We start from the raw sequence: 24,155 nt of genomic DNA on the forward strand, positions 1-24,155 counted from the left end.
TCCTAGCGCACACGAATGCGCGGGTCGAGCAGTGCGTTGAGCACATCGGCCAGCAACGTGAGGATGATGTAGATCACTGCAATCAGCAGGACCACAGCCTGTACCACCGGAAAGTCGTCACGGGCGATAGCGTCCCAGGCAAGTTGCCCGATGCCCTGCAGGGAGAACACGGTTTCGATCACCACCGAGCCGCCGAGCATGAAGCCGAACTCCACCGCCGCCAGCGCGACGACCGGAATCAGGGCGTTGCGTAGTGCATGCTTGAACAACACGCGGGCAGGGCGCAGGCCCTTGGCGCGGGCGGTGCGGATGTAATCGGAACTGAGCACATCAAGCATGCCGGCGCGGGTCAGGCGCATGATTGCCGGCGTCGCGTAGTAGCCCAGGGCAATGGCCGGCATGACGAAGTGCAGCAGGGTCGAGTTGCCGGACACCGGCAGCCACTTGAGCGTCACCGCGAACACCACGATCAACATCAGCGCAAACCAGAAACTAGGCATCGCCTGACCCAGCACCGCGATGCTCAAGGCCAGCCGGTCAATCCAGGTGTCGCGTTTGACCGCAGCCAATACGCCCAGTGGAATGGCCACCAGCAAGGCGATCCCCAGCGCCATGGCACCCAGCCCCAGGGTAATCGGCAAGCGGCTGGCGACGAGGTTGTAGACCGATTCCTGAAAGAAAAACGAGTTGCCCAGGTCCAGCCGCAGCAAATCGCCCAGCCAGTTGAAGTACTGGGTCGGCAGCGGTTTGTTCAAACCGTACTGCACGCGGATCTGTTCGATCTGTTCGCTGGTGGCTTCCGGCCCGCCAATGGCAGTGGCGAGGTCGCCGGACAGATGCAAAAGAGAAAAGCTGATCACCGACACGGTAATGGCAACGCAAACAGCGATGCCCAGGCGGCGCAGAAGGAATCCAAGCATGGCAAGTTTCCTCATATCCAATGGATGACAAGTGTGAGGATGTATCCGTAACGCACGAGAGTCCGTGCGCCCGGTTACGTATTACTTCCACGTGGACTCGACGAAACGCGGCAGCTCATCCGGGTACGGCGTGAACGCAAGTTCGGAGGTGTAGGCGTAGTTCATCGAGTAGTTGAACAGCGGCGCCCAGTAGGCCTGTTCGCTGATGCGCTGCAAGGCCTTGCGGTAGTTGTCCTTGCGCACTTGCGGGTCGAGGGCATTGTCGGCGGTCTGCAACCAGCCCTGGACTTGTGGGTCCTTGATGTTGTCGTCCGGATTGCCCTTGAACCAGGTGCCGGCCGACGCCGAGGTGTCGAGGATCGAGAACGAGCCCCAGGCCTGAAACGACATGGGCACCTTGCCGCCACGTTGCTGATCGCGCAGGGCGGCGTACTTCAAGTAGCGCAGCTTGGCGTTGATGCCCACTGCGCGCAGGTTGCCGATGATGGCTTCGACGTAATCACGGTCGCGATAAGCGAAGATTTCTGTCTCGAAGCCATTTGGGTAACCGGCTTCGGCGAGCAGCGCCTTGGCCTTGGCGGGGTCATAGTTGTAGACCGTGGCCGCCGTGGTATCGCAACCGAACTGGCCCGGATAACAGGCAACCTGCAAGGGCTTGGCTTCGCCACCCACCAATTGCGTGGCCAGCGCATTGCGGTTGATCGCATGGTTGATGGCCTGGCGCACCTTGAGGTTCTTCATCGGTGAGTTTTCAGTGGAGGTGCCGCGTGCATCAAGAATCAGGAAACCGATGCGCATGGTTTCGCCACTGGTCACGGTCAGGTTCGGCATACCCTTGAGGTCGACCGCCTGATCCGAGGTCACACGCCAGGTCCAGTCGACACCCTCGGTCATCAACTCGGCCAGGCGGGTTTCTGCGTCCGGGATCACGCGGAACTTGAGGTGGCTGATATGGGGCTTGCCTTGTGGGCTGTCCGGGAAGTAGTCCTTGTTGATCTCCATGCTCACGCCTTCGCCCGCCACCACCGACACGGCTTTATACGGCCCGGTCCCAATTGGCTTGCGACTGAATTCGGCCAGGCCGACCTTCTCGAAGTACTGCTTGGGGAACATCGGAACGGCGTTGGACAGGTATTCCAGCGCCGGCGGGAAAGGCTTCTTCAAATATAGGCGGACGCTGTAGTCACCGGTTTTTTCGGCGCCCTTGATCCAGTCTACGTTTTGCACGGTAACGACTTTCGCTTCGGGCGACACCACGTAGTTGAGGGTGAAGACCACGTCGTCGGCGGTGAAGGCGTCGCCGTTGTGAAATTTGACGCCTTTGCGCAGCTCAAAGTCGATGGTGGTGTCGTCGACCTGCTTCCAGCTGGTGGCCAGCATGGGTTTGTATTCGCCGCTTTTGGGGTCGCGGTAGATCAGGTTGTCCCAGATCAGCCGGCCGAGAATCACGCCTTCGCGTAAATCGTTGTGATAGGGGCTGATGTTTTCAGGCTCGCTGTCGGAAGCGTAAACCAGGGTGTCGTTGGCTTTGCCGGCATGCGCCGGAAAGCTGCTGATAAGGCCCATCAGCGCAATACTGCAGGCGAAACCTTTGATGCCCATGCCGTCGTCTCCGTTGGCGAGAGTGGTTGAATCAAAGGGCAGCGAATCGCAAATGCGTAAAGGAGGAGGAAAAGGTCGGGCACTGTTTTTTTTGGTCTGGACACGAATGTAGGGAAGGGCTATCAATGCCACAAGCACAATATTTCGATACTTCCTTTGCCGAAAAGGCAATCCATGGGGGCTCCGATGCAGCTGTATGGCGTGCAGTCCACGGCACTGCGCTATTTTCTTGAAGTCGCGCGATGCGGATCGATCAGTGAGGCCTCAATGCGGCTGAATGTGGCGGCATCAGCGGTGAGTCGACAAATTTCCAAGCTTGAGCTGGCCCTGGATGCCAGCCTGTTTGAGCGTCGTGCCCGCGGCATGGTGCTCAGCGAGGCGGGGGCACGACTGGCGGCTTATGCGCGTAAGTCGCAACTTGAGGCCGAGCAGGTGGTGCTGGAAATTACCGAGTTGCATGGCTTGCAACGCGGCCATGTGCATGTTGCCTGCTCGGAAGGATTTGCCCTGGAATACATGCCCAGGAGCATCAGCGCGTTCCGGCGTGAGTACCAGGGTATTCATTTCACGCTGGAGGTCTGTGCGCCCGCTGAAGCGACCGAGAAGGTTCGCTCCGGTGAAGCCGATCTGGCGATGACGTTCAGCCTGACGCCGCAAAAGGAAATCAAGGTCGAACATATCCTGAGCGGGGCGATTTTTGCCGTGGTCTCCAATGCTCATCCCTTGGCCGGGCGTGAATCTGTCAATCTCGCTGAGTTGCAACCCTGGCCCATTGCGTTACCCAAGGCTGACACTACGATACGGCAACTGTTCGACATCTGTTGCGGCGTACAGGGGTTGTTGTTCGATCCGGTATTGACCACCAATTACGTTGCCGCGCTCTACAGTTTCGTCCGTGAAGAGGGAGGCATCAGCCTGGCCAGCGAAATGACCTTGCACCAACAGGTGGCGGACAAGCAGTTGCAATGCTTGCCGATCCTTGATGAAGGCATGCAGGCAAGGCGCATCGAGCTGCAAAGCATGGCTGGGCGCAATCTACCGGCGGCGGTTTCTGCGTTCAGGGATTTTCTGATCGCTGAGCTGACGAAGGCGAAGCGTCGTTGAAAAGAGGTGGCTGCTCGCTGTTTCTCATTGCGAGTTAGTGACGAAGGTATAAAACGGTCATCCGTTGTCAAGCGCTTTTCGGATGCGTAAGCTAGCCGTATGAACAAGACATCAATAGCTTCCCCCAGCATCCGTGGCCCAGCCGATCATGAGATCCGAAACCAGATCGTCGCGGCGGCCAATCAGCACTTCAGTCAATACGGCTATAGCAAAACTACGGTTTCCGACCTGGCCAAAGCAATCGGGTTTTCCAAGGCGTACATCTACAAGTTCTTTGATTCCAAGCAGGCGATTGGTGAGGCTATCTGTGGCAATTGCCTGGCGGAAATCATCGCGGCAGTAGAACAGGCCATTAATGTCGAGGGCATCTCGCCGACCGAACGTTTTCGACGCTTGGTGAAAACGCTGATCGCTACAGGCGTGGATTTGTTCTTCAGTGACCGAAAACTCTATGACATCGCCGCATTTGCAGCGTCTGAGAGCTGGCCCAGTACCCAGCTCTATGATGCACAGGTCAGGCAGTTCGTGTTGCAGATCGTGCGCGAAGGGCGAGAACTCGGTGAGTTCGAACGCAAAACACCGTTGGACGAAACGGTCGATGCGATCCACCTCGCGCTTCGCCCTTTCGTCAATCCGTTGCTTTTGCAATACAACCTTGACTTCGTCGAGCTGGCTCCGGTCCTCACCTCCAATCTCATTCTGCGTAGCTTGATGCCATGAGCCTGCGCTGATCATCTCCATCATTTTGCTCTGATATCAACGCTGAGATGGTGGTGAACACCTTTCCTGGTGGACACCATTTCCGGGGCACGGTATTAACTCCAATGCGGGGCCTGATCCCCACATTCACAGCCATACATCAAACCTCACTACGTAACTGAGTGGATTATCCGCGCAGCATTTGCCGCGTAGAGATGCATGTTCATGTGCCAAATTTGTGACCGTTGACATAAATGGTCACATGAATAAATATGGTGCACCTATCCTGGAGGGATCGTCATGGCGCGCACGGTCTTCGTAAATCTGCGCAGCGGCCCCTCCCGGTAGCCCGTACTCAAGCGTGACTCTCTCTACCGCTTTATTCCGATGACCTATCGAGTCCTAATAATGAAAAAAATACTGCGCAGGACCCCGCTTGGCCTTGCTGTGGCCCTCTCGTCGACTCAACTGTTCGCGAGCGGTTTCGCTCTCAATGAACAAAGCATCAGTGGGATGGGCTCCGGATTTGCCGGCCGTTCTTCATCTGCAGAAGATGCGAGTACCGTCTTTGGTAATCCGGCCGGTATGTCTCGCTTGAAAAAAGAGCAGGCCAGCGTCGGGGCGGCAACGCTTTTCGCAAAGGCCAATATAAGCCAGACGCGCAGCACATTCGGGGGGCAGGAGGACGGGGACATGGTGCCGACCACGACAGTGCCCATGGGGTATTACGTCAAACCCATCGATGAGCACTGGGCGTTCGGTGTGGGTTTCTATGTGCCGTTTGGGCTAATGACCGATTATGGCAGTGGGTTCGCCGGCCGCTACTACGCCAACAAAAGTGAGGTCACGACCCTTACGTTTCAGCCCACCATCAGCTATGCGTTCAACGACAAGGTCTCGATCGGTTTCGGACCGACCATCAACCGTATCAGTGGTGAGCTTTCCGGGATGGTCGTCAATCCACTCAGCCCGGGCCGCAATGACGGAAAACTCAAAAGCACCGGCGATGACACGGCGCTTGGGTTTAACGCGGGTATTCTAGTGCAGGCGACAGATCGAACTCGGTTGGGTCTGACCTATCACTCCAAGGTCAGCTACCAGTTGGATGCCAAGACCAAGCTCACCGACGGCATCTTCAGTGTGCTGGGTGTAAGCGGTACGAGCTATGACGCTTCTTTGGATGTGGATACCCCGGAATCAGTCGATTTTTCCGTGACTCATCAACTCAACAGTGACTGGACTCTCTACCTGGGGAGTACGTGGACGCGCTGGAGTCGCTTCAAGGAGTTGGTGTTCGAAAACAGTGGTTTGCCTGCGGCGTTGAGCGGAACACTGAGTCGCATTACCGAGGAGCAGAATTGGCACGACACGTGGGCGCACGCTATCGGCACGGCGTATAAGCTGAACAATCAGTGGGTTCTTCGCGCCGGCTTCTCGGTTGACCAGTCCCCCGCCAACAACGTCAACCGTGGGCCGCGAATCCCTACCGGTGACCGGAAAGTCATCAGTGTCGGGGCAGGGTGGACGCCGGCAGAGAATGTCACGATCGATGTGGCGTATTCCTACCTATGGGAGGAAAGCGTACAGGTCAATGACGTATCCGCCTCAAGAGGCGCCTACAGCTCGAAGTATAAAAATAGCGCGAGTGGTTTGGGGACTTCTGTCAGTTATCGATTCTGACTCACTGCGGGGCCTGAGAGCGGATACCTATTGAATTAGGTATCCGTCGTCGGGGGCATTGCCTGGTCCGCTCAAACACCCATTACGCGCGACATCAGGCCCTGATGAAGTCGACGGGGGGTGGCCCAGGTCAAGACCGCAATAGCCTTGTTGCCAAAGCCCGGCACGACGCTCATACGGCCCGCGTGCAACGCTTGTATCCCTGCTCGAACGACAGGCTCAGGTTGCATCATGACCCTCTTCAAGACCGGTGTTATCTTTTGTTTGGCACTTGCTGCAAACCCGGTATCCGACATCCCTGGACAAAGCGCTGTGACCACCACACCGTCTTGTTTGAGTTCACGATGCAGTGCGTCGCAGAATCTGAGTACGTAAGCCTTGGCGGCAGAGTAAACCGCAAAATTCTTCACGCCTTGGTAGGACAGCAGGCTGGCCGTCATCAAGATATGCCCCTTGCGCCTGGCCCGCATGTCCTCTGCAAACAGACGAGTGATGGCGGTCAGGCTGGCGACGTCCAGGTCGATCATCGCCAGGGAGCTTTCGAGGGGCTCATCCAGGAATGCTCCCTGCAAGCCGTAACCCGCATTGTTGATCAGGACATCGACCACCGTATTGCTGTCATGCAGGCGCCGATGCAGATCGATAATCACATTTATTGATGAAAGATCTGCTTGCTGCACCATCACTTCGACGTCGAAACGACTACGCAATTCGTGCGCGAGTGCTTCAAGCTCGTTCAGCCTGCGGGCCACCAGAATCAGCGATTTCCCTTTTGCGGCGTACTGTCGGGCAAATTCCTTGCCGAATCCGCTGGACGCTCCAGTAATCAGCACCCATGAATTTTCTCTCACTGTCATCTTGCATACCCCTTGTTTGAATCTCGAAAACCGCCCGTGTCATCGGCTCGTCAGTTGGCTATCCGAGGGCTGCCAGCCGCCGCCCAGCGCCCTGAACGCGGCGACTGCCGCGCGTGCCGATTCGGTTTGTGCCTGCGCCCGAGCATCGGAAGCCTGAAGCAGGGTCTCGTCAGCGTGCAGGACGTCAATCAAGCTGGCTGTGCCTTTTTCATAAGCAGTGAACGACGATTGGCGCGCTTGAGTCAGAGACGTCTCGCCCCCAATAAGGGTGGTCGCTTGGGCGTCCCGATTCACCAGTGAGGAGAGCGCGTTCTCGACATCCTCGGTGGCGCGCAGCACAGACTGACGGTAAGCGGCCAGGGATTCGGCTTCCTGTCCCTTGGCTTGGTCGATTTGGGCGTTGATGCGACCGAAGTCGAAGAGTCTCCAGCGCAGTCCCAGTACGCCCGACGATTGACTGGCGCCGCCGGTAAAAAGATTGCCTGCCGATACAGCTGTCGCGCTCCCCAGTAATGCGCTCAGAGAGAACGTCGGGTAGTACTCGGCAATCGCCTCCCCGATGCGTGCGTTTGAGGCGGCAAGGCGGCGCTCGGCCACAATGAGATCAGGCCTGCGGCGCAGTAAGTCGGCTGGCGTTCCCATAGCCTTTAACTGCGGCGCTGCCGGAATGCTTGCGACCATGGCAAGTTGCGTGCGATGAGTACCGGGTGGCGTGCCGAGCATTACGTCGAGTGAATTCATGGCCGCATCCAGACCGGTCTGCAGGACCGGTACTGTGGCTTGGACCTGTGCTAAAGCCCCCTCGGTCTGACGAACCTCATAGCTGGCGGCAAGCCCCTTGTTGTAGAGCAATTGGACTTTCTCCAGCAGCCCCTGCTGCGTTTTGACTTGTCGATTCGCGATGTCCAGCCGAGCCTGCAGCCCGCGGACAGTGATGTAGATATCCGCAGTCTGTGCGGCGATGGCCAATCGTGTGGCCGCAGCGCCTGCCTCGGAAGCTTGGTACTCGGCCAGTGCAGCCTCGCGTCCGCGTCGCAGGCCGCCAAAGACATCCACTTCCCAGCTGGCATTGAGGTCGGCCTCGTAGGAACTTCCATACCGATCATAGCCAGGGGTTGAGTTCAGCACCTGGCCGAGTGGCGTCTCGATTGATTGGTAGGCGCGTGCGGCCTGGCCGCTGATGTTTCCTGAGGGCAACAAAGCGGCATTGGCGGCGCCTAGTCCTGCCCGCGCCTGCATGACTCGCGCCTGGGCCTGCGCCAGATCGAGGTTCTGTTCAAGCGCCTTGGCGACGAAGTCGGCGAGCAGTGGATCACCGAAGCCCTCCCACCAGATGACGAGGCTGGCAGGCGTCGCCCCTGGTCTCTGCTCGACAGAAGACTGGCCCAAGTAACGGTCCGGGAGCGGGGCGTCCGGGCGGCGATAGTCCGGGCCGACCGCACAGCCTGTCATCAAGCTGGCGCTTATCAAAAAAGCAGCGGGGCGGAGGGAGAGCATTGAGATTCCTTGAATCGAATATTATTGGTGACTATATTACTTTATGGTCACTCTCTGTCAATTGAGGCCTCTGGGCTAAATTCAGATATGACTGGAAAATATCGCTCGTCCCCGTCATGTGCTCCTTCGGAATATGCAGACCTGCTTCAACCCAGTCTTGTTGCAAGGGGGGCATGAGCGGTCGCGTAGCGGGGTAGTGCATCCTTCTGCGTCGTTTGAAATCTCGAATGTGACCGTTGACAATAATGGTCACCAGTCTGAATATATGATCCCTGTTCTTTCTATTCAATAAGGGAACCTATGCTCCGGCTCCGACCCATCCCCATTGCCGCCTGCTTGTTGCCTCTCGTCCTGACGGCGTGTGGTGACTCATCCAACATTGACGATCCGCGCACGCAGGCTCCTCTGGTAAGGCCCGGAACGGTTGAGGGTTCCTCAGAGACGTCACGTTCATTCACGGGCGTAGTGGCGGCCCGTGTGCAGGGCGATCTCGGTTTTCGGGTCTCCGGCAAGATCCTTGAGCGGTTGGTCGATACCGGCCAGAGCGTTAAACGCGGTCAGCCGCTTATGCGCCTTGACCCCATCGACCTGGGGTTGCAGGCGCGAGCACAGCAAGAGTCGGTCACAGCCGCCAGGGCCCGAGCCAAGCAGACAGCCGATGACGAGGCGCGATATCGCGACCTCGTCGCCGCAGGGGCTGTTTCTGCATCGGCCTACGACCAGATCAAAGCCGCAGCGGATACCGCAAAGGCGCAGCTTAGCGCCGCAGAAGCCCAGGCAGATGTCGCCCGCAATGCTTCCGGTTACGCGGTGTTATTTGCGGATTCCGACGGTGTCGTGGTGGAAACACTCGCAGAGCCCGGGCAAGTCGTCAGCCCGGGGCAGCCCGTGGTTCGACTGGCGCGTGCAGGCCAGCGCGAAGCCATCGTGCATCTGCCCGAGACGTTGCGTCCTGCAGCAGGCTCCACCGCGCAAGCGACGCTTTACGGCAGTACCGCGGGGGCTGTTACAGCGAAGCTCAGACTGCTTTCTGACTCTGCCGACCAAGTGACGCGCACGTTTGAGGCGCGGTATGTGCTTGAGGGCGCGCTGGCCAATGCACCGATAGGTTCGACGGTCACGCTGCGGATCGCAGAAGGCGCCGCGCAAGGGCAAGTGCTGCAAGTCCCCATCGCGGCCCTTTATGACCCAGGCAAAGGCGCAGGTGTGTGGGTGATCGCAGGCTCGCCGGCAAAGGTGACCTGGCGTCCTGTTCAGGTGCTGGGGTTGAGCGATGATGCCGCGCGCGTGGCGGGCGATCTCAAGGTCGGTGAGCAGATCGTCGCGTTAGGCGCCCATCTGCTGCGCGATGGTGAGGAGGTGAGAGTGCCCCGGCAGGATGAAACCAATGTTGCTGGGAGTCATCCATGAGCGAGGGACGCTTTAATATTTCTGCGATCGCCGTTCGTGAGCGATCCATTACGGTGTTTCTGATCTTTCTGATCGCGGTTGCAGGCACTCTGGCGTTCTTCAAACTGGGGCGTGCGGAGGATCCGCCGTTTACGGTCAAGCAGTTGACGGTCATTACTGCCTGGCCGGGGGCTACTGCGCAGGAAATGCAGGACCAGGTGGCAGAGCCACTTGAAAAGCGTCTGCAGGAATTGAAGTGGTACGACCGCTCGGAAACCTACACGCGTCCAGGCCTCGCATTCACAATGGTGTCGTTGCTTGACAGCACACCGCCTTCGCAGGTGCAGGAGGAGTTTTATCAGGCACGCAAAAAGCTCGACGACGAAGCCGCCAAGCTACCGGCGGGTGTGATCGGGCCTCTGGTCAACGACGAGTATTCGGACGTGACGTTTGCGCTGTTCGCCCTCAAAGCCAAAGGCGAGCCGCAGCGGCTGCTGGTGCGTGATGCTGAGTCGTTGCGCCAGCAACTGTTGCATGTGCCGGGCGTGAAGAAGGTCAACATCATCGGTGAGCAAGCCGAGCGAATATTTGTTTCGTTCTCCCATGATCGATTGGCCACCCTGGGCATTGCGCCTCAGGACATCTTTGCCGCGCTGAATAATCAGAACGTGCTCACGCCCGCCGGTTCGATCGAAACAAATGGGCCGCAAGTCTTCCTCCGCCTGGACGGCGCCTTCGATAAGCTGCAGAAGATCCGTGACACGCCGATTGTAGTTCAGGGGCGCACGCTCAAGCTTTCTGATGTGGCCACTGTCGAACGTGGTTATGAAGACCCGGCAACCTTTCTGGTGCGCAGTAACGGAGAAGAGGCCCTGCTGCTGGGGGTCATCATGCGCGAAGGCTGGAACGGCCTGGATCTGGGCAAGGCGCTGGACGCCGAGACGACCAAGATCAATGAGCGCATGCCACTGGGCATGACGCTGACCAAGGTGACCGATCAAGCCGTCAACATCGACTCGGCCGTTGGCGAGTTCATGGTCAAGTTTTTTGTCGCGCTGCTCGTCGTGATGCTCGTTTGCTTTCTCAGCATGGGCTGGCGTGTGGGCGTCGTGGTCGCAGCTGCCGTGCCATTGACACTGGCGATCGTGTTTGTGGTGATGGCGGCCACCGGAAAGAACTTTGACCGTATTACCCTCGGGTCATTGATCCTGGCGCTCGGGTTGCTGGTAGATGACGCCATCATTGCTATCGAAATGATGGTAGTGAAAATGGAGGAGGGCTACGACCGGATCAAAGCCTCCGCGTATGCCTGGAGTCATACGGCCGCGCCGATGCTCGCTGGTACATTGGTAACGGCGGTTGGCTTCATGCCCAACGGTTTTGCCCAGTCCACTGCCGGCGAGTACACCAGCAACATGTTCTGGATCGTGGGCATTGCTCTAATCGCTTCCTGGGTTGTCGCAGTGGCTTTCACCCCTTACCTGGGCGTGAAGTTGCTGCCAGACATCAAGCAGGTAGAGGGTGGGCATGCGGCTATCTACAACACCCCCCGTTACAACCGCTTCCGTCGGGTACTGACACGGATCATCGAACTCAAGTGGCTGGTGGCTGGCACGGTTATCACGCTGTTTTTCGTAGCCGTTCTGGGCATGGGCCTGGTGAAGAAGCAGTTCTTCCCGACGTCAGACCGTCCCGAGGTGATGGTCGAGGTGCAAATGCCCTACGGAACCTCCATCGAGCAGACCAGTGCCACTGCGGCAAAGGTCGAGGCCTGGCTGCAAAAGCAGGAAGAGGCAAAAATCGTCACGGCCTATATCGGGCAGGGCGCGCCGCGTTTCTTCCTGGCGATGGCACCAGAACTGCCGGATCCGTCGTTCGCCAAGATCGTGGTGCTGACGGCCAGCCAGGAGGCACGTGAAACCCTCAAGGTTCGTTTCCGCGAGGCGGTCGCTGCAGGGCTCGCCCCAGAGGCCCGTGTCAGGGCGTCCCAAATTGTGTTTGGTCCGTATTCACCTTTCCCCGTCGCCTACAGGGTAATGGGGCCTGACCCGACGAAGCTGCGCGAGATTGCGAGCCGCGTACAAGCGGTCATGCAAGCGAGTCCGTTGATGAGGACGGTCAACAGCGACTGGGGCCCTCTGGCGCCGACCCTGCATTTCAGCCTGGATCAGGATCGCTTGCAGGCGGTTGGACTGACCTCCAGCGCAGTCGCCCAGCAGTTGCAATTCTTGCTGACTGGCGTGCCGATTACGTCGGTTCGTGAAGACATTCGTTCAGTGCAAGTGGTTGGTCGTGCCGCAGGCGATATACGTCTGGACCCTGCTCGGATTGAAGGGTTTACATTGGTGGGCGCGGCGGGTCAGCGGATCCCGCTGTCCCAGGTCGGAGAGGTGGACGTGCGTATGGAGGATCCGATCCTCAGGCGCCGTGACCGTACGCCGACGATCACCGTGCGTGGCGATATTGACGACGGCCTTCAGCCACCTGATGTATCGAGTGTGATCGTCAAGCAACTGCAGCCGATTATCGACACGCTCCCCGACGGCTATCGGATTGAGCAAGCGGGTGCAATCGAGGAGTCGGGCAAGGCGGGCCAGGCGATAGTGCCGTTGGTTCCGATCATGATTGCGCTGACGCTGCTGATCATCATTGTCCAAGTGCGCTCGATCTCGGCAATGATCATGGTGTTTTTCACTGCACCGCTGGGACTGATTGGCGTGGTGCCGACGCTGCTGATGTTTCATCAACCGTTTGGTATCAACGCCCTGGTTGGGTTGATCGCGCTGTCGGGCATCCTGATGCGCAACACGCTGATTCTGATCGGGCAGATCCATCACAACGCCCAGGACGGCCTGGATCCCTTTCACGCCGTCATCGAAGCCACGGTACAGAGAGCCCGTCCGGTCCTGCTGACGGCGATGGCGGCCATCCTGGCATTCATCCCGCTGACCCATTCTGTTTTTTGGGGCACGCTGGCCTACACACTGATCGGCGGTACTTTGGTCGGCACCATCATGACGTTGGTGTTCCTGCCGGCGATGTACGCCATCTGGTTCAAAATCCGCCCTGATAACGCGAGCACAGCTCAAGCAGCGCAACCTACCTGAGCAAGGGGGGCTCGAGGGGAGGGCGCTGGTGTCCTCTCGTCGGTCAACCCGTCAAAGCTGCTGCTTTTGTAGGTGCAGACTGAAAAATGAGGAGGATTCAAATGGTTAATACCAACGGGCAAAAGCGAATTGTAGTTACAGGTGTTGGAATCGTCGGCCCCTTGGGTTGCGGCGTAGAAGAAGTCTGGCGCAGGCTGCTGGCCGGCTGCTCTGGCATCCGCAACCTGTCCCGCGATATCGCAGAGGGTACGGGGGTTGCCGTAGGCGGTCAGGTGCCGACCCTGGAGGAGGATGCTGTCGCTGGTTATGATCCGGACCGCATCATCTCTGCCAAGGATCGCAAGAAGATGGATCGTTTCATCGAGTTCGCACTGGTAGCGGCCCATGAAGCGCTGGAGCAGGCCGGCTGGCATCCGACTGATGTTGCGGACCAGGAGCGAACTGCGACGCTGATCGCTTCCGGCGTGGGCGGATTCGGCGCGATTGCCGATGCGGTGCGCACCACCGATGCGCGTGGTCCTCGCCGGTTGTCGCCGTTCACTGCGCCGTCTTTTCTCGCCAACATGGCGGCGGGACACGTCTCGATTCGTCACGGTTTCAAAGGGCCGCTCGGCGCGCCGGTCACGGCCTGCGCTGCTGGGGTACAAGCCATCGGCGACGCGGCCAGAATCATCAGGAGTGGCGAGGCGGATATCGCCATCTGTGGGGGGACCGAAGCCGCGATAGATCGTGTAACCCTGGGTTGTTTTGCGGCGGCACGCGCCCTATCCACTGGTTTTGCCGAGCATCCACAGACAGCCTCGCGTCCCTTTGATCGTGATCGCGACGGCTTCGTCATGTCCGAAGGTGCCGGTTTATTGGTGATCGAGTCGCTTGAGCACGCCCTGGCGCGTGGGGCCCAGCCACTGGCGGAGTTGGTCGGCTATGGCACCAGTGCTGATGCTTATCACCTGACGGCAGGTCCGGAGGACGGCAGCGGCGCACGCCGCGCCATGGAACAAGCGCTGCGCCAGGCGGCAGTGAGTCCCGCCGACGTTCAGCACATCAACGCGCATGCAACCTCCACACAGGTCGGTGACAAAGGCGAGCTGGCAGCGATTCGCGCGGTTTTCGGGAGTGATTCCAGCGTCGCGATCAGTTCGACGAAGTCCGCCACCGGGCATCTGCTTGGCGCGGCCGGAGGCATTGAGGCCGTGTTCACGGTACTGGCGCTTCGCGACCAAGTGGTGCCACCCACGCTGAATCTCAATCAGCCCGATGAGGCGGCCGACGGCCTTGATCTGGTCGCGCTCAACGCTCGGCAGTTGTCGATTACGCATGCGCTCTCGAATGGATTCGGATTTGGTGGTGTGAACGCGAGTGTGCTGTTCCGTCGCTGGGTACCTGAGTTTTAGGGGGGATGCTCACATTACGTCGGTGGCGACCTATTTTCTCTCTCACGACAGGACACTTCGCTGGCCGGTGTAACGGCACCCTCAATCAAGCGTGTCAGCGTCCAGGAGGCAGCAGATGAGCCGCCATAAAGGCAGTAAGGCAGAGGCCACGCGTGCTCTGATTCTGGAAGCGGCAACGGAGCTGTTTTCTGAATTGGGTGTCAACGAAGTGAGCATTTCCAGGATCATGACGGAGATCGGCCTGACACATGGAGGCTTCTATAAGTACTTCAGTTCGAAGGAAATGCTCGCAGCTGAGGTCTGCGATCTCACGTTAAGTCGTGCGCGCAGTTCGTGGGAGGAACACGTCGCGCACGCTCGACAAACCGCTGAAAACCCCTATCGATACTTGATCAGTCAGTACCTCTCTTGCGCTGAAAAGGGGTCGGAGGTAATCGTTGCCTTCAGTCATAGCACGATGGGCAACTGTCAGGAGACGTTGTTTTCGCAATCATATCGAGAGGGGTTGGACGTACTGCGTCAAACCTTGCTCAATGTTGCCCAGGAGTCCGGCGCTGAGAGGACAAAAGCGCACGTTTTGGTCCACTTCGCTGCAATGCTGGGGACTGCTCTCCTGTTTCGAACCTGCGGTTCTGAGCCCTGGGTGCGGGAGATCGAGATGTCTTTGCTGGACCAGTTAGGCTGATTGGGGGAAGGAGGAGAGGCCGCATCCAGATTCAGCTTCATGAGGTGTTCCAGGCCCTGACTGTCACTCTCAACGCGGCCTACGCCAGCTCTGTTCCGTCACCTTTGCAGCTCACGTGCAGCCTGGCGAAGTGAAATGACTGAGTATGGAGTCAAGCAACCCTGGAAAGCGTATTTCAAGCTCATCCTTACGAAGAGCGTTCATGTGGGTTGCACCGACGCTGCGCGTGCGCATCAACCCCGCATCACGTAGAACTCTGAAGTGGTGAGAAGCGCTTGATTTAGGTCGGCCTCCATCCAACTCTCCACAGGTCGCTTCACTCACGTCAGCAAGGTGGCGAATAATTTCCATGCGCACAGGGTCGCTTAACGCATAGAGAACACGCTCAAGAATGAGCTCCTTGGCTTCGGGATGTTTGAATGCTCTCATGAACAGCAACCTACAGCTTAAGATTTAAAAGGTGTGCCTCTGCTACATCAGCACTTCAACTACGGTTGCCCTATTAAATAATAGGGGGCTTGCGAGATGGAGCAATGCTCGAGTTCTAATGGTCGTTAATGCCTATTTCTTGAAGGCCTCAAGATTTTCACGGAGCCAGACGGACAGCGAACGCGGTGGGGTACCTGTGAGGTCTTCAACAGTAAAGGTTCGTTCTGTCAGTACGGAATCATGGAAGATGCGATCAAGCCCCACGAGAATCTCGGCTACAAACGGGGAGAGTCCATCGGCAACTAACGCTGAATGCTGTGCGACTGGAGACCGATGGGTATAGGTGACTGTGTGGCCTAACAGGCTGGACAATTCCTCGGCAACTTGCGGCATTGTCCAGTTTCGCGGCCCTGTCAGGTGATACGCACGTTGTGAGCCTTCTGCTACTTCCTCCAGTAGTGCTATGCGCGCCGAGTCCGCTACATCTCGAGTGTCTATCAGGTTCACACGTCCATTGCCTGCGGCGCCTGCCCAAGTGCCCGTGGCAACAGCGTTGCCAGCACGCTTGAGCACGTCCATGAACGTTGTAGGTCTCAATACGGTAGACGCGATAGGTTGTTGACCCAGGTGTGCTTCTATCAATGAATGCCAAGCAAATGGATTGAGAGGGGTCGATGGCCCCATAACCGAAAGCTTTACGATGTGCTGCACGCCCATTTCTACGGCAGCGTCAATGAGGGCTATCTCGTTAGCGACTTGTTGGGGTGAAGTGCCGTGAGCAATGAACAGTTTCTCGACACCGACAAGTGCTTTTCTGAGCGTTGACGGCTGATCAAACTCCAATTCGGCAGAGACCACCCCTTGTGGAAAGGTCGTGGATGATGTGTGCCGTGTGAGCGCCAGCAGGGTGACCGGGTCTTGCGCTAACTGACTGATCAATCGCCTGCCTACGCGGCCCGTCGCGCCGGCTACGGCGATGCTCAGTGGTTGCGTCCGATTAGTCGATTGATTGAGCATGATAAAATCTTCCTATATGGTGGAACGATCAGTCCAGATATCCTGGTCTGATCGTTCCATGTTGTCAACGGAGGATTTATGAGCGGCAAACCGCAATATGACGAAAGTGCTGTCCTGAAGGCGGCGACGGCTGTTTTCTGGCGGCATGGGTACGCCAATGCATCGGTCAGCGATCTGACCGAAGCAACGGGGTTGTCTCGATCAAGTCTGTACCAGCGGTTTCATGATAAGGATGGGCTCTTCAACGAGTCTCTTCAGCTATATACCGACCGTGTATTAACGCGAATGAGATCGACCCGAGCACAGACCTCCAAGGCAAGCGTAGAAGCACTGCTACGAGAGTTTCTTCCGAAGGCATTTGGCGTGGAGCGTCCGCCTGGTTGCCTGATATCTCGCAGTAACGCTGAGCAAGAAGACCTCACTGCCACAGGAAAGAAAACCGCGAATTTTGCGGCTTGTCAGCAGCGACAGATTTTTGTGGACATTTTGACTCACGGTCAGTTGGAGGGTGAGATAGGGCAGCATGTCGATTTGGATCTACTGGCTTGGTATTACTTCGGAATACTGCAGGCTGTGGTAAACCTGCCTTCAGTCGGAGCGACTAATCAGACACTTGGCGCCCTCATTGATGTCGCGATGTCGGCATGGCCTAAAAGTAAAGATAGTTCGGGTACTGAGACGATATGAGTGAGTATTTGCAGGATCGTTCTACGGTAAGCGAGCGGCCGAGCTGATGCGCCTGCCTACGCAGAGTATGAGCAAATTTGTTTTGCTAGCAAGGGTGCTCACCATGGATTTTCCAAGGTTCAACCAGAGCGGTGCGGCCGGTCGAAGCCGCACGTAACACTTAAGCCCGTACGGCGTCGCTTACACTCAACTCGCTTTGCTGGGTTCACGCACCGTCTGAACTGAGTGGTGAGCTCACTCTTGAGCAATTGTGCTTAGGATTTGGAGCTCGGTCGCCCCGGGATATGGCTCAGTATCGATTTGGAGAAGCCACCATCGACACATATATCCTGTCCCGTGACATAGGCCGATAAGGGGCTAACGAGAAATTCGATCACGTTCGCGATATCCACGGGCTCGCCGATTCTCGCCAGCGGAATGATTGCTTCCCGTGCTTTCTTGATCTGGGGGTCGGCATACATTTTTTCCGACATCGGTGTATGGGTCATGCCTGGGGACACCACGTTGACCCGGATTCCGTCAGGAGCCCACTCCAGCGCGAGCGTCTGGGCCAGCATTGTCAATGCAGCCTTGGTGGGGCTGTACGCGCCTGAACCGGCATGTGGAATCTGGCCAGACATCGACGAGGTAAAACACGCCGAGCCTCGGCTCTCGCGTAGATACGGGTAGCTGGCTTTGGCAAGCAGCCAGGCGCCGCGAAGATTGACCGAGAACATATCGTCCCAGTCCTCGACGGACAAATCACAGATTGCGCCAGGGCTGGCGATGCCGGCATTCGCAACCAGTGCGTCGAGTCCGCCGAACTCCGCCACTGCAGCCGCCACCAGTTGGCTCGGCACCTCAGGGTTGCCGAGATCTCCGGACAATGCGATGGCGATACCGCCCATGGCCTTGATGGATTGAACGACTTCTTCCTGCGTAGTCGTGAGTGTGTGTCCGCATACCGCAATTTTCGGCTGCAAGCCCCGGGCAACGGCCGCCTCCGCGATCCTCAAGCAGGCAGACGCACCGATACCGCTACTACCGCCACTGACCAAAACTCTCATTGGACACTCCTTCTTATAGTTAGACATTGAGGTAAAAGAGAACTGCAAAATACGAAAATGAATCCAACTTTGCAATCAAATTGACAATGGAATTCGATTCCGATATCGTTTTTTCGCAGTCGGTTACCCTGTCAGTGCAGGCCACCGCTGCCCAGATCCATTCATCGTCGCGTCTTCCCTCTAGCGATAGTGGTCCAGGTACAAAATCCATAATACGAATGGCCGTTTCCTCCAGCGAATACTCACCTGAAAGGATGTTTCGACATGATCATCAGCACGTTCTCCTATCTATGGTCCTCCACGGCAATTGACGCGATTGCGCAGTTGGCCGAGCACGGGCATCGCGTGTTTGAAGTACCCGTCAGCTCGCCACATTGCTGGCCGGTAGAACTATCGACGGCAGAACGTTCTACCGTAAGCAGGCGTCTTCGTGAGTACGACACAAAGATCAGGTCCCTCAACGCTGGCGGCTATGACGTGAACCTTGCCAGTCCCGCCGCAAACATGCGTCAGAAGAGCATCGAGCACATCAAGTCGGTGATTGACCTGGCTGCGGCCTGGGATACTCAGGAAGTGGTGATATCTCCCGGTACCAGGCGTCCCATGATTTCCCCGCCGCTCGAAAAGACCTACGACTGGATGTACGAGAGTCTGGCGGTTCTGATTCCGATGGCGAAGCAGGCTGGCGTGCGCTTGTTGCTGGAAAATACCCCGTATTGCTTTACCCCCACCATGCCGGAACTGGCAGAGGTTGTAGGCACCCTCAATGATGATGTGGTCAAGGTCGTCTACGACATCGCCAATGCCGCTTATATAGGTGAAGACCCTGTAGCGAGTCTGCTGGCTTACCACGCCGCGATCGACTTTGTGCATGTGTCCGACACCGGTATGGATGTGTGGGGTCATGATCCGGTCGGCACCGGTGTTGTGGACTTTGTCGGATTGGGCGAGGCCGTTCACGCGACCTGCGGTATTGAAAACTGCGTACTTGAAATCATCCGTGAAGAAAACGCTTTGTATGAGCTGAACAAGGGGGTGCAGGATCTTCGTGCCAAGGGTTGGAAAATTCCGTAATCACCTTTGGGTCGCGTGTCGTTGCGGCTTGCGACCTGATTGCTCCAGTGGACCTGAGGCTTGCACTATCCCCAGGTCCAAGCGACAGCGTTGTCACCCGCAATAGGCCCGCGCGCAATCATAAGCGTTCTGCGGGCCAAGGCCTGCTGGAGCTGTTCATGGTCGCGGCGGTAAGCTCGGTGCTACCGCGTAGGCAGTGAATCCTTTCCACTGACCGAGGTCCATAGCGCCCAGTGCTCGCCCACCTTGATGGCTGCGCGCTTCAAGCTTTCTATATGAGCGCCCAGGGTGTCTTCTCGCATACGTGCAATTGGGCCGGCGATGCTCAGGGTGCCCACCGGGAGCGAGCTGTCTGGTCGTGAGCTGTCGAACACAGCTGCCGCCACGACACACACGCCCACTTCACCTTCTTCGCGAACTACTGCGTACCCTTCTTTACGGATCAAGGCGATGTCATCAAAGATGTCGCGAATCGAAACGCGCGCATTTGGCCCCGCGTAGTCTCGAGTGTTCTCGATGTCCCAGGCGGCAAGAATTCGCATTGCGCGCTCATCGCGCATGGTGGAAAGCCACACTTTGCCTGCCGCGGTGGTGTGAGGAATGATTTTTTCATCCAGGGCGCGGCGGTACTGAAGACCTTTGGTATTTTTCGTGGCCTGCAGTACCCAGGTCAGATGATCCTCAGCAACCTCCGCCAACCGAACGTGCTCGCCGGTTTCGCTGGCCAGATCGTTCAGTAAAGGTTGCATGATCTTGGCGAAGCCCGTTTCAGCAATGTAGCTCACACCCATGCTGGGGATCTTCAGTGTCAGGCGGTAGTGATCCTGTTCGTCCTGATAGACGTAGCCTCGTTCTCGAAGCGCGCTCAATATGCGGTGAGCCGTGGCCATGGCGACTTGGGTCTGCTCGCTGATTTCGGACAGGGCGAGACCGCCTGGATGGGAAAGCAGCAGTTCCAGGGTGTTGAAGTAGCGGCCAATATGTGACAATTTTTCAATCCTCTTTGTTGCTGGCCATGGCCAGCAACCTTGCGTCGTGGGTGCTAGAGCGTGATGGGAGCGCCACCGAGGCGATCTGACTCATAGGCAGCCTCGATGATACTCATGACGCTGTGCATCGTTGCAAGTCCTGCGCCTGTATATGCAGTCTCACGGCCAGGGGCCAGGACGTCGGTTACGAAGTTGTCGTAATACACGTCTGAGTTCAGGCTCATATGAAGGTCACTTGCCTGGCCAGCAGCGTCGGTCAGGCGCATGCCATCCGGGGTCGAGCGCGCGTAGAACTGATCGGTTGACAATGAAAAGGAGTACTCCCGTTGCTCGGGAGTATTCCCCGGGTAGTTGTAGCCAGTCTCGATGGTGCAGATGCAGCCGCTCTCGGTCACCAGCGTCATCATTGAGCCGATCTCTACCGCTGTCAGCTGCGGGTCGCGATACATTATTGCGGACACGCTGCGGATGCGCTCTCCGGAAATCTCCTGAACCAGATCGATGAAATGAGCGGCCAGGTTGATCGTGCAACCGCCCCCCGAGCGTTTCGGGTCAAGCATCCAGGAGCAGCTGTTCATCAGGTAGCGTTCGGGTGGCCCGGCGTTGAATCGAAACGACTGGGTTCTCCACTTTGCACCGCTCTCAAGCGCCGCTTGTTTGAGACGGTTCAGTAATTCACTGTGTCTCCAAACCAATGGGACCGCTACGAACAGATCTGCGGCTTCAGCACGTCGATACAGATCCAGCACTTCGTCCCGGTTGAGCCCGCAAGGCTTCTCCATCGCGAACGGAATGTTGCGTTCGATCAATGCTTTGCCCATGGCATACAGCTCATCGTGCGGACCAAAGGCGAACGCGAAATCAGCGTCTTCGTTATCCAGCAGGTTTTTCCAGTGATCGTACGGCTGCGCCCCGAAGCGTTGAGCAAGGGCTGGACCACGCGATCCCGTGGCGTCAGATACCGCCGTGACGGTCACATCAGGCAAACGCTCAAGGGCGTCAAGGTAGAGCGGGGTGTGCCAGTGGCTGACTTCCAGAAGAACGACTTTCAACATTCATTCCTTATAAACAAGAGAGTTTGACTAGCTTGCCGGTACCCTCGGGATTGCGGGTCAAGTACAAAAATAACAACGTGCGAGCCGCTATTGCGAGGTTGCCCGCAGGCTAGCACGAGTCGATTACGAACGGAAGTCAGTTTCGTTTTGCTGCGGAGTGGTGCGGGGCAACTAAGCTGAGATGCAATTTCAACGGGCACGCAAAAATGTGCACATGCGGGGCATGTGCACATCGTTGACTGGTTCGATAGAGGGTATTAAGAGGCGGGGCAGGGTGACATCGGGGTGGGGTATACGCGATCCTTACAATCCGCTCGAGTAGCGACGTTCTATATCTTCGAAACCAAGAAAGCTTAATGCCAACAGGGCTTGGCCCAAGTGCATAGGGTGGCCATCAAGGGTTCGGCAGCCACGCGATTGCGCTTCCAGCAGCAGGGAGGTCGGCTCGGACCTGGTGATGATGTCGACCACCACCGTAGTTGAGGCCAGCTGCTTTGCGTTTATCGGCATCGGGTCATCAGGGTTCATGCCGAGCGGGGTAGCATTGATCACAATGTCATGGCCTGCAGCATCTGCTGGGCCTACATGCACAGCGCAAGGACCCTCTTTGGCGACACATTGCGCCAGGTCCAGGGCGCGGTGCGCATCCAGGTCAGAAATGATCAACGATCGGGCGCCAGCAGCGGCAACGGCAAACGCGATTGCCCTTCCCGAGCCGCCCGCACCAATAAGCAGAACGGATTTCCCCAACAGGCTGACGCCTTGGCGCTGCATGCCCAGCACGCAGCCAAGCCCGTCGAACACGGCACCCACCCAGCGTCCGTCGCTATCACAGCGAATGACATTGATTGCGCCGATCTGACGCGCAGTAGGGTGAAGAACGTCCACAACGTCAAGCATGCTCTGCTTGTGCGGCATGGTGACCAGTAGCCCGGCAAGGTTGCTCACGGCTCGTATGCCTCTCACAAAGTCAGCCAGGCCTTCGGGACCGACCTCCAGTGGAATGCAGATGGCGTCAGACTGCGCTTCGGCAAATAACCTGTTCAACAGCATTGGGGACTTGGCGCTCTTGAGGGGGGCACCAACTAATCCATATATACGAGTGCTGCCAGTAATACGTGGATGCATGTCAACCTACGGGCGTTGGCAGTGGCACGCCAATTGTCAGTAGGGGATATCGGAACCCGCTACTGACAACATGTGCATTGTTACTGCCGTATTACTCTAAGCGCTGTGCAGAGGAATTGAACAGCGCGGTGGTGGTATCAGGCCAGACTGTCAGGAGCGTGTCGCTGGCACTGATTGGACTGCATTGGCTTGCGATTTGGAATTGGACTGTTCCTGCACCCATTCGTATTCCTCTTTAGACATCGGGACCGCATTAGGGTCACCGAGGTCCTTCAGGCGAATCCGGTATGTTTCGCGGGTAGTAAATGCAGCAATCGCAGAGATTACGCAGATACCGAAGGTCAACGCTCCGATTTTCAGCGGGATATTCTCGGTTCCGGGAGGCGCAATCGATACGAAAAGGGCTGGCAGAAATGCTGTGCACGCTACGCCGATATTCTGACCAATGGCCATGCCGGTCACACGGACGCGTGTACGGAACAGTTCTGGGAACAGGCTTGGGAAGACGCCATTGAAGCCCTGGTAAGCCACGCCCCACATGAGGAGCGACAGTATCAACGAAAGCCATAGGTTGTGAATGCTGATCGCATAGAGATACGCAAATGACAGCAGTCCGCCGCTAAGAACACCCACAATTACCGGAGGCCGGCGACCAATCCTGTCAGAGAGCTTGCCTACGAAGGGGATAAGTATCACGGCACACAGATTGCCTAACACCGGTATCCACATGAACACGCCGGAAGGAAAGCCAATGCCGTAGGCAGGCTGGACTGCATAAGTTGCACCGAATACGGAGGCAACGATTGCAAGGACTGCAGACAGGGCCATGCAAATCACTCGCAACACATCTCGCCAGCTCTGGGTGAACACTTCGACCACAGGTAATTTGCGTGTCTCGCCTTTGGTCTGCGCCTCGGTGAATACCGGCGCTTCATGAACTTCACGGCGAATGATCCATCCGGCGACCAGCACCAGGGCGCTGAGCAGGAATGGAATTCGCCAGCCCCATGCAGCAAATTGATCAGCTGGCATGAACTGGGCCAGAGGCAGGAAAACCCCAGCCGCGAGTAGTTGTCCGGCTTGTACGCCTTGAAGTGTAAAGCTTGCGAAATAACCTCGGCGTCCATCGGGGGCGTGTTCCAGGGTCATGGAGCTGGCACACGACACCTCGCCAGCGACTGCAAATCCCTGAATCAAACGCAAAAAAATCAACAGGGCAGGAGCCCAGACACCGATCTGCTGATAAGTAGGAAGCAGTCCGATGCTTACGGTCGAAAAGCCCATCAAGAACATGCAGTAGACCAGTACGGTCTTGCGTCCATGGCGATCGCCCAGGTGCCCTAATACCACGGCTCCGATTGGACGAGCGATGTACCCAACGCCGAAGCTTGCCAGCGAGACGATGATGCCTACGGTCGGATTGTCTGTTGGGAAAAACAGTTGCGGGAAAAGCAAGGCAGCTGCAGTGGCGTAGATGAAAAAGTCGTAATACTCCAGAGCCGAACCGATCCAGCCGCTGGCAGCGGCTTTCCTTGACTGCCGTTTGGAATGAGGCTCAACCAATGTGCTTTGATTCATGACGTGTCTCCGTCTTTTAGATTTTTATTATTGTAACCGTGTTCCATTAGTAATGTTGTTACTTTGGAAAGGCGGTTGTCAAGGTGCAGTTGACTGGATGAAACCAGTAATAGAATTCGGCCATGACTTATGCGACGAAACGCTCAATGTTGGCTTCGCGACGGTGCGAAAGCAGTGCCTGTAGAGCTTGCACAGCGACTTGACGGGAGGACGACGCT

Annotated in this window: 20 protein-coding genes; 9 read left to right on the forward strand and 11 right to left on the reverse strand. The window is 57.3% G+C overall.

Annotation, left to right across the window (positions count from 1 at the left end):
- Positions 1-2: 2 nt before the first annotated feature.
- Both ACHPFG_RS11425 and ACHPFG_RS11430 read right to left on the reverse strand, forming a co-directional pair.
- Complete coding sequence (locus tag ACHPFG_RS11425) at positions 3-920, reverse strand: ABC transporter permease (protein WP_131698875.1); 918 nt, start codon at positions 918-920, stop codon at positions 3-5.
- An 81-nt stretch (positions 921-1,001) separates the two neighbouring features.
- On the reverse strand, positions 1,002-2,522 hold the full coding sequence (locus tag ACHPFG_RS11430) for an ABC transporter substrate-binding protein (protein WP_431702485.1): 1,521 nt from the start codon (positions 2,520-2,522) through the stop codon (positions 1,002-1,004).
- Between the two features lie 186 nt (positions 2,523-2,708).
- Here ACHPFG_RS11430 and ACHPFG_RS11435 point away from each other — a divergent pair, with 186 nt between their 5' ends.
- The 3 genes from ACHPFG_RS11435 (at position 2,709) to ACHPFG_RS11445 (ending at position 6,005) form a co-directional block, all read left to right on the forward strand.
- The gene (locus tag ACHPFG_RS11435) at positions 2,709-3,626 is read left to right on the forward strand and encodes a LysR substrate-binding domain-containing protein (RefSeq protein WP_145337127.1); all 918 of its coding nucleotides are present in this window, start codon (positions 2,709-2,711) and stop codon (positions 3,624-3,626) included.
- 99 nt (positions 3,627-3,725) lie between these two features.
- Positions 3,726-4,346, forward strand: a complete 621-nt coding sequence (locus tag ACHPFG_RS11440; RefSeq protein WP_431702487.1) for a TetR/AcrR family transcriptional regulator — start codon at positions 3,726-3,728, stop codon at positions 4,344-4,346.
- A gap of 387 nt (positions 4,347-4,733) precedes the next feature.
- A complete protein-coding gene (locus tag ACHPFG_RS11445; protein WP_431702489.1) occupies positions 4,734-6,005 on the forward strand; it encodes an OmpP1/FadL family transporter in 1,272 nt (423 codons plus the stop codon).
- 71 nt (positions 6,006-6,076) lie between these two features.
- Here the strand turns inward: ACHPFG_RS11445 and ACHPFG_RS11450 are convergent, their stop codons facing one another.
- Positions 6,077-6,862 carry an SDR family NAD(P)-dependent oxidoreductase gene (locus ACHPFG_RS11450; protein ID WP_431702492.1) on the reverse strand — a complete coding sequence of 262 codons (786 nt, stop codon included), beginning with the start codon at positions 6,860-6,862 and terminating at the stop codon, positions 6,077-6,079.
- Between the two features lie 39 nt (positions 6,863-6,901).
- Positions 6,902-8,359 (reverse strand): efflux transporter outer membrane subunit, encoded by a 1,458-nt coding sequence (locus ACHPFG_RS11455; protein ID WP_431702494.1) that lies wholly within the window; start codon positions 8,357-8,359, stop codon positions 6,902-6,904.
- A 300-nt stretch (positions 8,360-8,659) separates the two neighbouring features.
- On the opposite strand from ACHPFG_RS11455, the gene ACHPFG_RS11460 reads away from it, so the two are divergent.
- From ACHPFG_RS11460 to ACHPFG_RS11475, 4 genes are all read left to right on the forward strand, one after another.
- Entirely contained in the window at positions 8,660-9,769 is a 1,110-nt protein-coding gene (locus ACHPFG_RS11460) for an efflux RND transporter periplasmic adaptor subunit (RefSeq protein WP_431702496.1), read from the forward strand.
- On the forward strand, positions 9,766-12,855 hold the full coding sequence (locus ACHPFG_RS11465; protein WP_431702498.1) for an efflux RND transporter permease subunit: 3,090 nt from the start codon (positions 9,766-9,768) through the stop codon (positions 12,853-12,855). The genes ACHPFG_RS11460 and ACHPFG_RS11465 overlap by 4 nt, the downstream gene beginning before the upstream one ends.
- Positions 12,856-12,956: 101 nt before the next feature.
- Positions 12,957-14,249 (forward strand): beta-ketoacyl-ACP synthase II, encoded by a 1,293-nt coding sequence (gene fabF / locus ACHPFG_RS11470; RefSeq protein ID WP_431702500.1) that lies wholly within the window; start codon positions 12,957-12,959, stop codon positions 14,247-14,249.
- A gap of 115 nt (positions 14,250-14,364) precedes the next feature.
- The gene (locus tag ACHPFG_RS11475) at positions 14,365-14,934 is read left to right on the forward strand and encodes a TetR family transcriptional regulator (RefSeq protein ID WP_431702502.1); all 570 of its coding nucleotides are present in this window, start codon (positions 14,365-14,367) and stop codon (positions 14,932-14,934) included.
- Between the two features lie 111 nt (positions 14,935-15,045).
- Here ACHPFG_RS11475 and ACHPFG_RS11480 read toward each other — a convergent pair whose 3' ends face one another.
- A complete protein-coding gene (locus ACHPFG_RS11480; protein ID WP_431702504.1) occupies positions 15,046-15,363 on the reverse strand; it encodes an ArsR/SmtB family transcription factor in 318 nt (105 codons plus the stop codon).
- 132 nt (positions 15,364-15,495) lie between these two features.
- Positions 15,496-16,380 carry an NmrA family NAD(P)-binding protein gene (locus tag ACHPFG_RS11485; RefSeq protein ID WP_145337129.1) on the reverse strand — a complete coding sequence of 295 codons (885 nt, stop codon included), beginning with the start codon at positions 16,378-16,380 and terminating at the stop codon, positions 15,496-15,498.
- A 78-nt stretch (positions 16,381-16,458) separates the two neighbouring features.
- On the opposite strand from ACHPFG_RS11485, the gene ACHPFG_RS11490 reads away from it, so the two are divergent.
- Positions 16,459-17,067, forward strand: a complete 609-nt coding sequence (locus ACHPFG_RS11490; RefSeq protein ID WP_431702506.1) for a TetR/AcrR family transcriptional regulator — start codon at positions 16,459-16,461, stop codon at positions 17,065-17,067.
- Positions 17,068-17,321: 254 nt separating this feature from the next.
- On the opposite strand, the gene ACHPFG_RS11495 is transcribed toward ACHPFG_RS11490, so the two are convergent.
- Complete coding sequence (locus ACHPFG_RS11495; RefSeq protein WP_431702508.1) at positions 17,322-18,113, reverse strand: SDR family NAD(P)-dependent oxidoreductase; 792 nt, start codon at positions 18,111-18,113, stop codon at positions 17,322-17,324.
- A 264-nt stretch (positions 18,114-18,377) separates the two neighbouring features.
- On the opposite strand from ACHPFG_RS11495, the gene ACHPFG_RS11500 reads away from it, so the two are divergent.
- Positions 18,378-19,187: a sugar phosphate isomerase/epimerase family protein gene (locus tag ACHPFG_RS11500; RefSeq protein ID WP_145337132.1), complete on the forward strand. Its 810-nt coding sequence runs from the start codon at positions 18,378-18,380 to the stop codon at positions 19,185-19,187.
- A gap of 182 nt (positions 19,188-19,369) precedes the next feature.
- Here the strand turns inward: ACHPFG_RS11500 and ACHPFG_RS11505 are convergent, their stop codons facing one another.
- The 4 genes from ACHPFG_RS11505 to ACHPFG_RS11520 all read right to left on the reverse strand — a co-directional run bounded on the left by ACHPFG_RS11505 (position 19,370) and on the right by ACHPFG_RS11520 (position 23,937).
- Positions 19,370-20,176 (reverse strand): IclR family transcriptional regulator, encoded by an 807-nt coding sequence (locus ACHPFG_RS11505; RefSeq protein WP_145337133.1) that lies wholly within the window; start codon positions 20,174-20,176, stop codon positions 19,370-19,372.
- A gap of 53 nt (positions 20,177-20,229) precedes the next feature.
- Entirely contained in the window at positions 20,230-21,228 is a 999-nt protein-coding gene (locus ACHPFG_RS11510) for a Gfo/Idh/MocA family oxidoreductase (protein ID WP_431702511.1), read from the reverse strand.
- 306 nt (positions 21,229-21,534) lie between these two features.
- The gene (locus ACHPFG_RS11515; protein ID WP_339451035.1) at positions 21,535-22,359 is read right to left on the reverse strand and encodes a shikimate dehydrogenase family protein; all 825 of its coding nucleotides are present in this window, start codon (positions 22,357-22,359) and stop codon (positions 21,535-21,537) included.
- Between the two features lie 150 nt (positions 22,360-22,509).
- On the reverse strand, positions 22,510-23,937 hold the full coding sequence (locus tag ACHPFG_RS11520) for an MFS transporter (protein ID WP_145337136.1): 1,428 nt from the start codon (positions 23,935-23,937) through the stop codon (positions 22,510-22,512).
- Between the last annotated feature and the right edge of the window lie 218 nt (positions 23,938-24,155).

The sequence above is a fragment of the Pseudomonas sp. BR20 genome (genome assembly GCF_050780135.1).
Lineage (GTDB): Bacteria > Pseudomonadota > Gammaproteobacteria > Pseudomonadales > Pseudomonadaceae > Aquipseudomonas.

Bases quoted from the DNA above. Each gene is read 5' to 3' on its own strand.
- ACHPFG_RS11425 (WP_131698875.1), bottom strand. From the start codon at position 920: ATGCTTGGATTCCTTCTGCGCCGCCTGGGCATCGCTGTTTGCGTTGCC.
- ACHPFG_RS11430 (WP_431702485.1), bottom strand. From the start codon at position 2,522: ATGGGCATCAAAGGTTTCGCCTGCAGTATTGCGCTGATGGGCCTTATC.
- ACHPFG_RS11435 (WP_145337127.1), top strand. From the start codon at position 2,709: ATGCAGCTGTATGGCGTGCAGTCCACGGCACTGCGCTATTTTCTTGAA.
- ACHPFG_RS11440 (WP_431702487.1), top strand. From the start codon at position 3,726: ATGAACAAGACATCAATAGCTTCCCCCAGCATCCGTGGCCCAGCCGAT.
- ACHPFG_RS11445 (WP_431702489.1), top strand. From the start codon at position 4,734: ATGAAAAAAATACTGCGCAGGACCCCGCTTGGCCTTGCTGTGGCCCTC.
- ACHPFG_RS11450 (WP_431702492.1), bottom strand. From the start codon at position 6,862: ATGACAGTGAGAGAAAATTCATGGGTGCTGATTACTGGAGCGTCCAGC.
- ACHPFG_RS11455 (WP_431702494.1), bottom strand. From the start codon at position 8,359: ATGCTCTCCCTCCGCCCCGCTGCTTTTTTGATAAGCGCCAGCTTGATG.
- ACHPFG_RS11460 (WP_431702496.1), top strand. From the start codon at position 8,660: ATGCTCCGGCTCCGACCCATCCCCATTGCCGCCTGCTTGTTGCCTCTC.
- ACHPFG_RS11465 (WP_431702498.1), top strand. From the start codon at position 9,766: ATGAGCGAGGGACGCTTTAATATTTCTGCGATCGCCGTTCGTGAGCGA.
- fabF (WP_431702500.1), top strand. From the start codon at position 12,957: ATGGTTAATACCAACGGGCAAAAGCGAATTGTAGTTACAGGTGTTGGA.
- ACHPFG_RS11475 (WP_431702502.1), top strand. From the start codon at position 14,365: ATGAGCCGCCATAAAGGCAGTAAGGCAGAGGCCACGCGTGCTCTGATT.
- ACHPFG_RS11480 (WP_431702504.1), bottom strand. From the start codon at position 15,363: ATGAGAGCATTCAAACATCCCGAAGCCAAGGAGCTCATTCTTGAGCGT.
- ACHPFG_RS11485 (WP_145337129.1), bottom strand. From the start codon at position 16,380: ATGCTCAATCAATCGACTAATCGGACGCAACCACTGAGCATCGCCGTA.
- ACHPFG_RS11490 (WP_431702506.1), top strand. From the start codon at position 16,459: ATGAGCGGCAAACCGCAATATGACGAAAGTGCTGTCCTGAAGGCGGCG.
- ACHPFG_RS11495 (WP_431702508.1), bottom strand. From the start codon at position 18,113: ATGAGAGTTTTGGTCAGTGGCGGTAGTAGCGGTATCGGTGCGTCTGCC.
- ACHPFG_RS11500 (WP_145337132.1), top strand. From the start codon at position 18,378: ATGATCATCAGCACGTTCTCCTATCTATGGTCCTCCACGGCAATTGAC.
- ACHPFG_RS11515 (WP_339451035.1), bottom strand. From the start codon at position 22,359: ATGCATCCACGTATTACTGGCAGCACTCGTATATATGGATTAGTTGGT.
- ACHPFG_RS11520 (WP_145337136.1), bottom strand. From the start codon at position 23,937: ATGAATCAAAGCACATTGGTTGAGCCTCATTCCAAACGGCAGTCAAGG.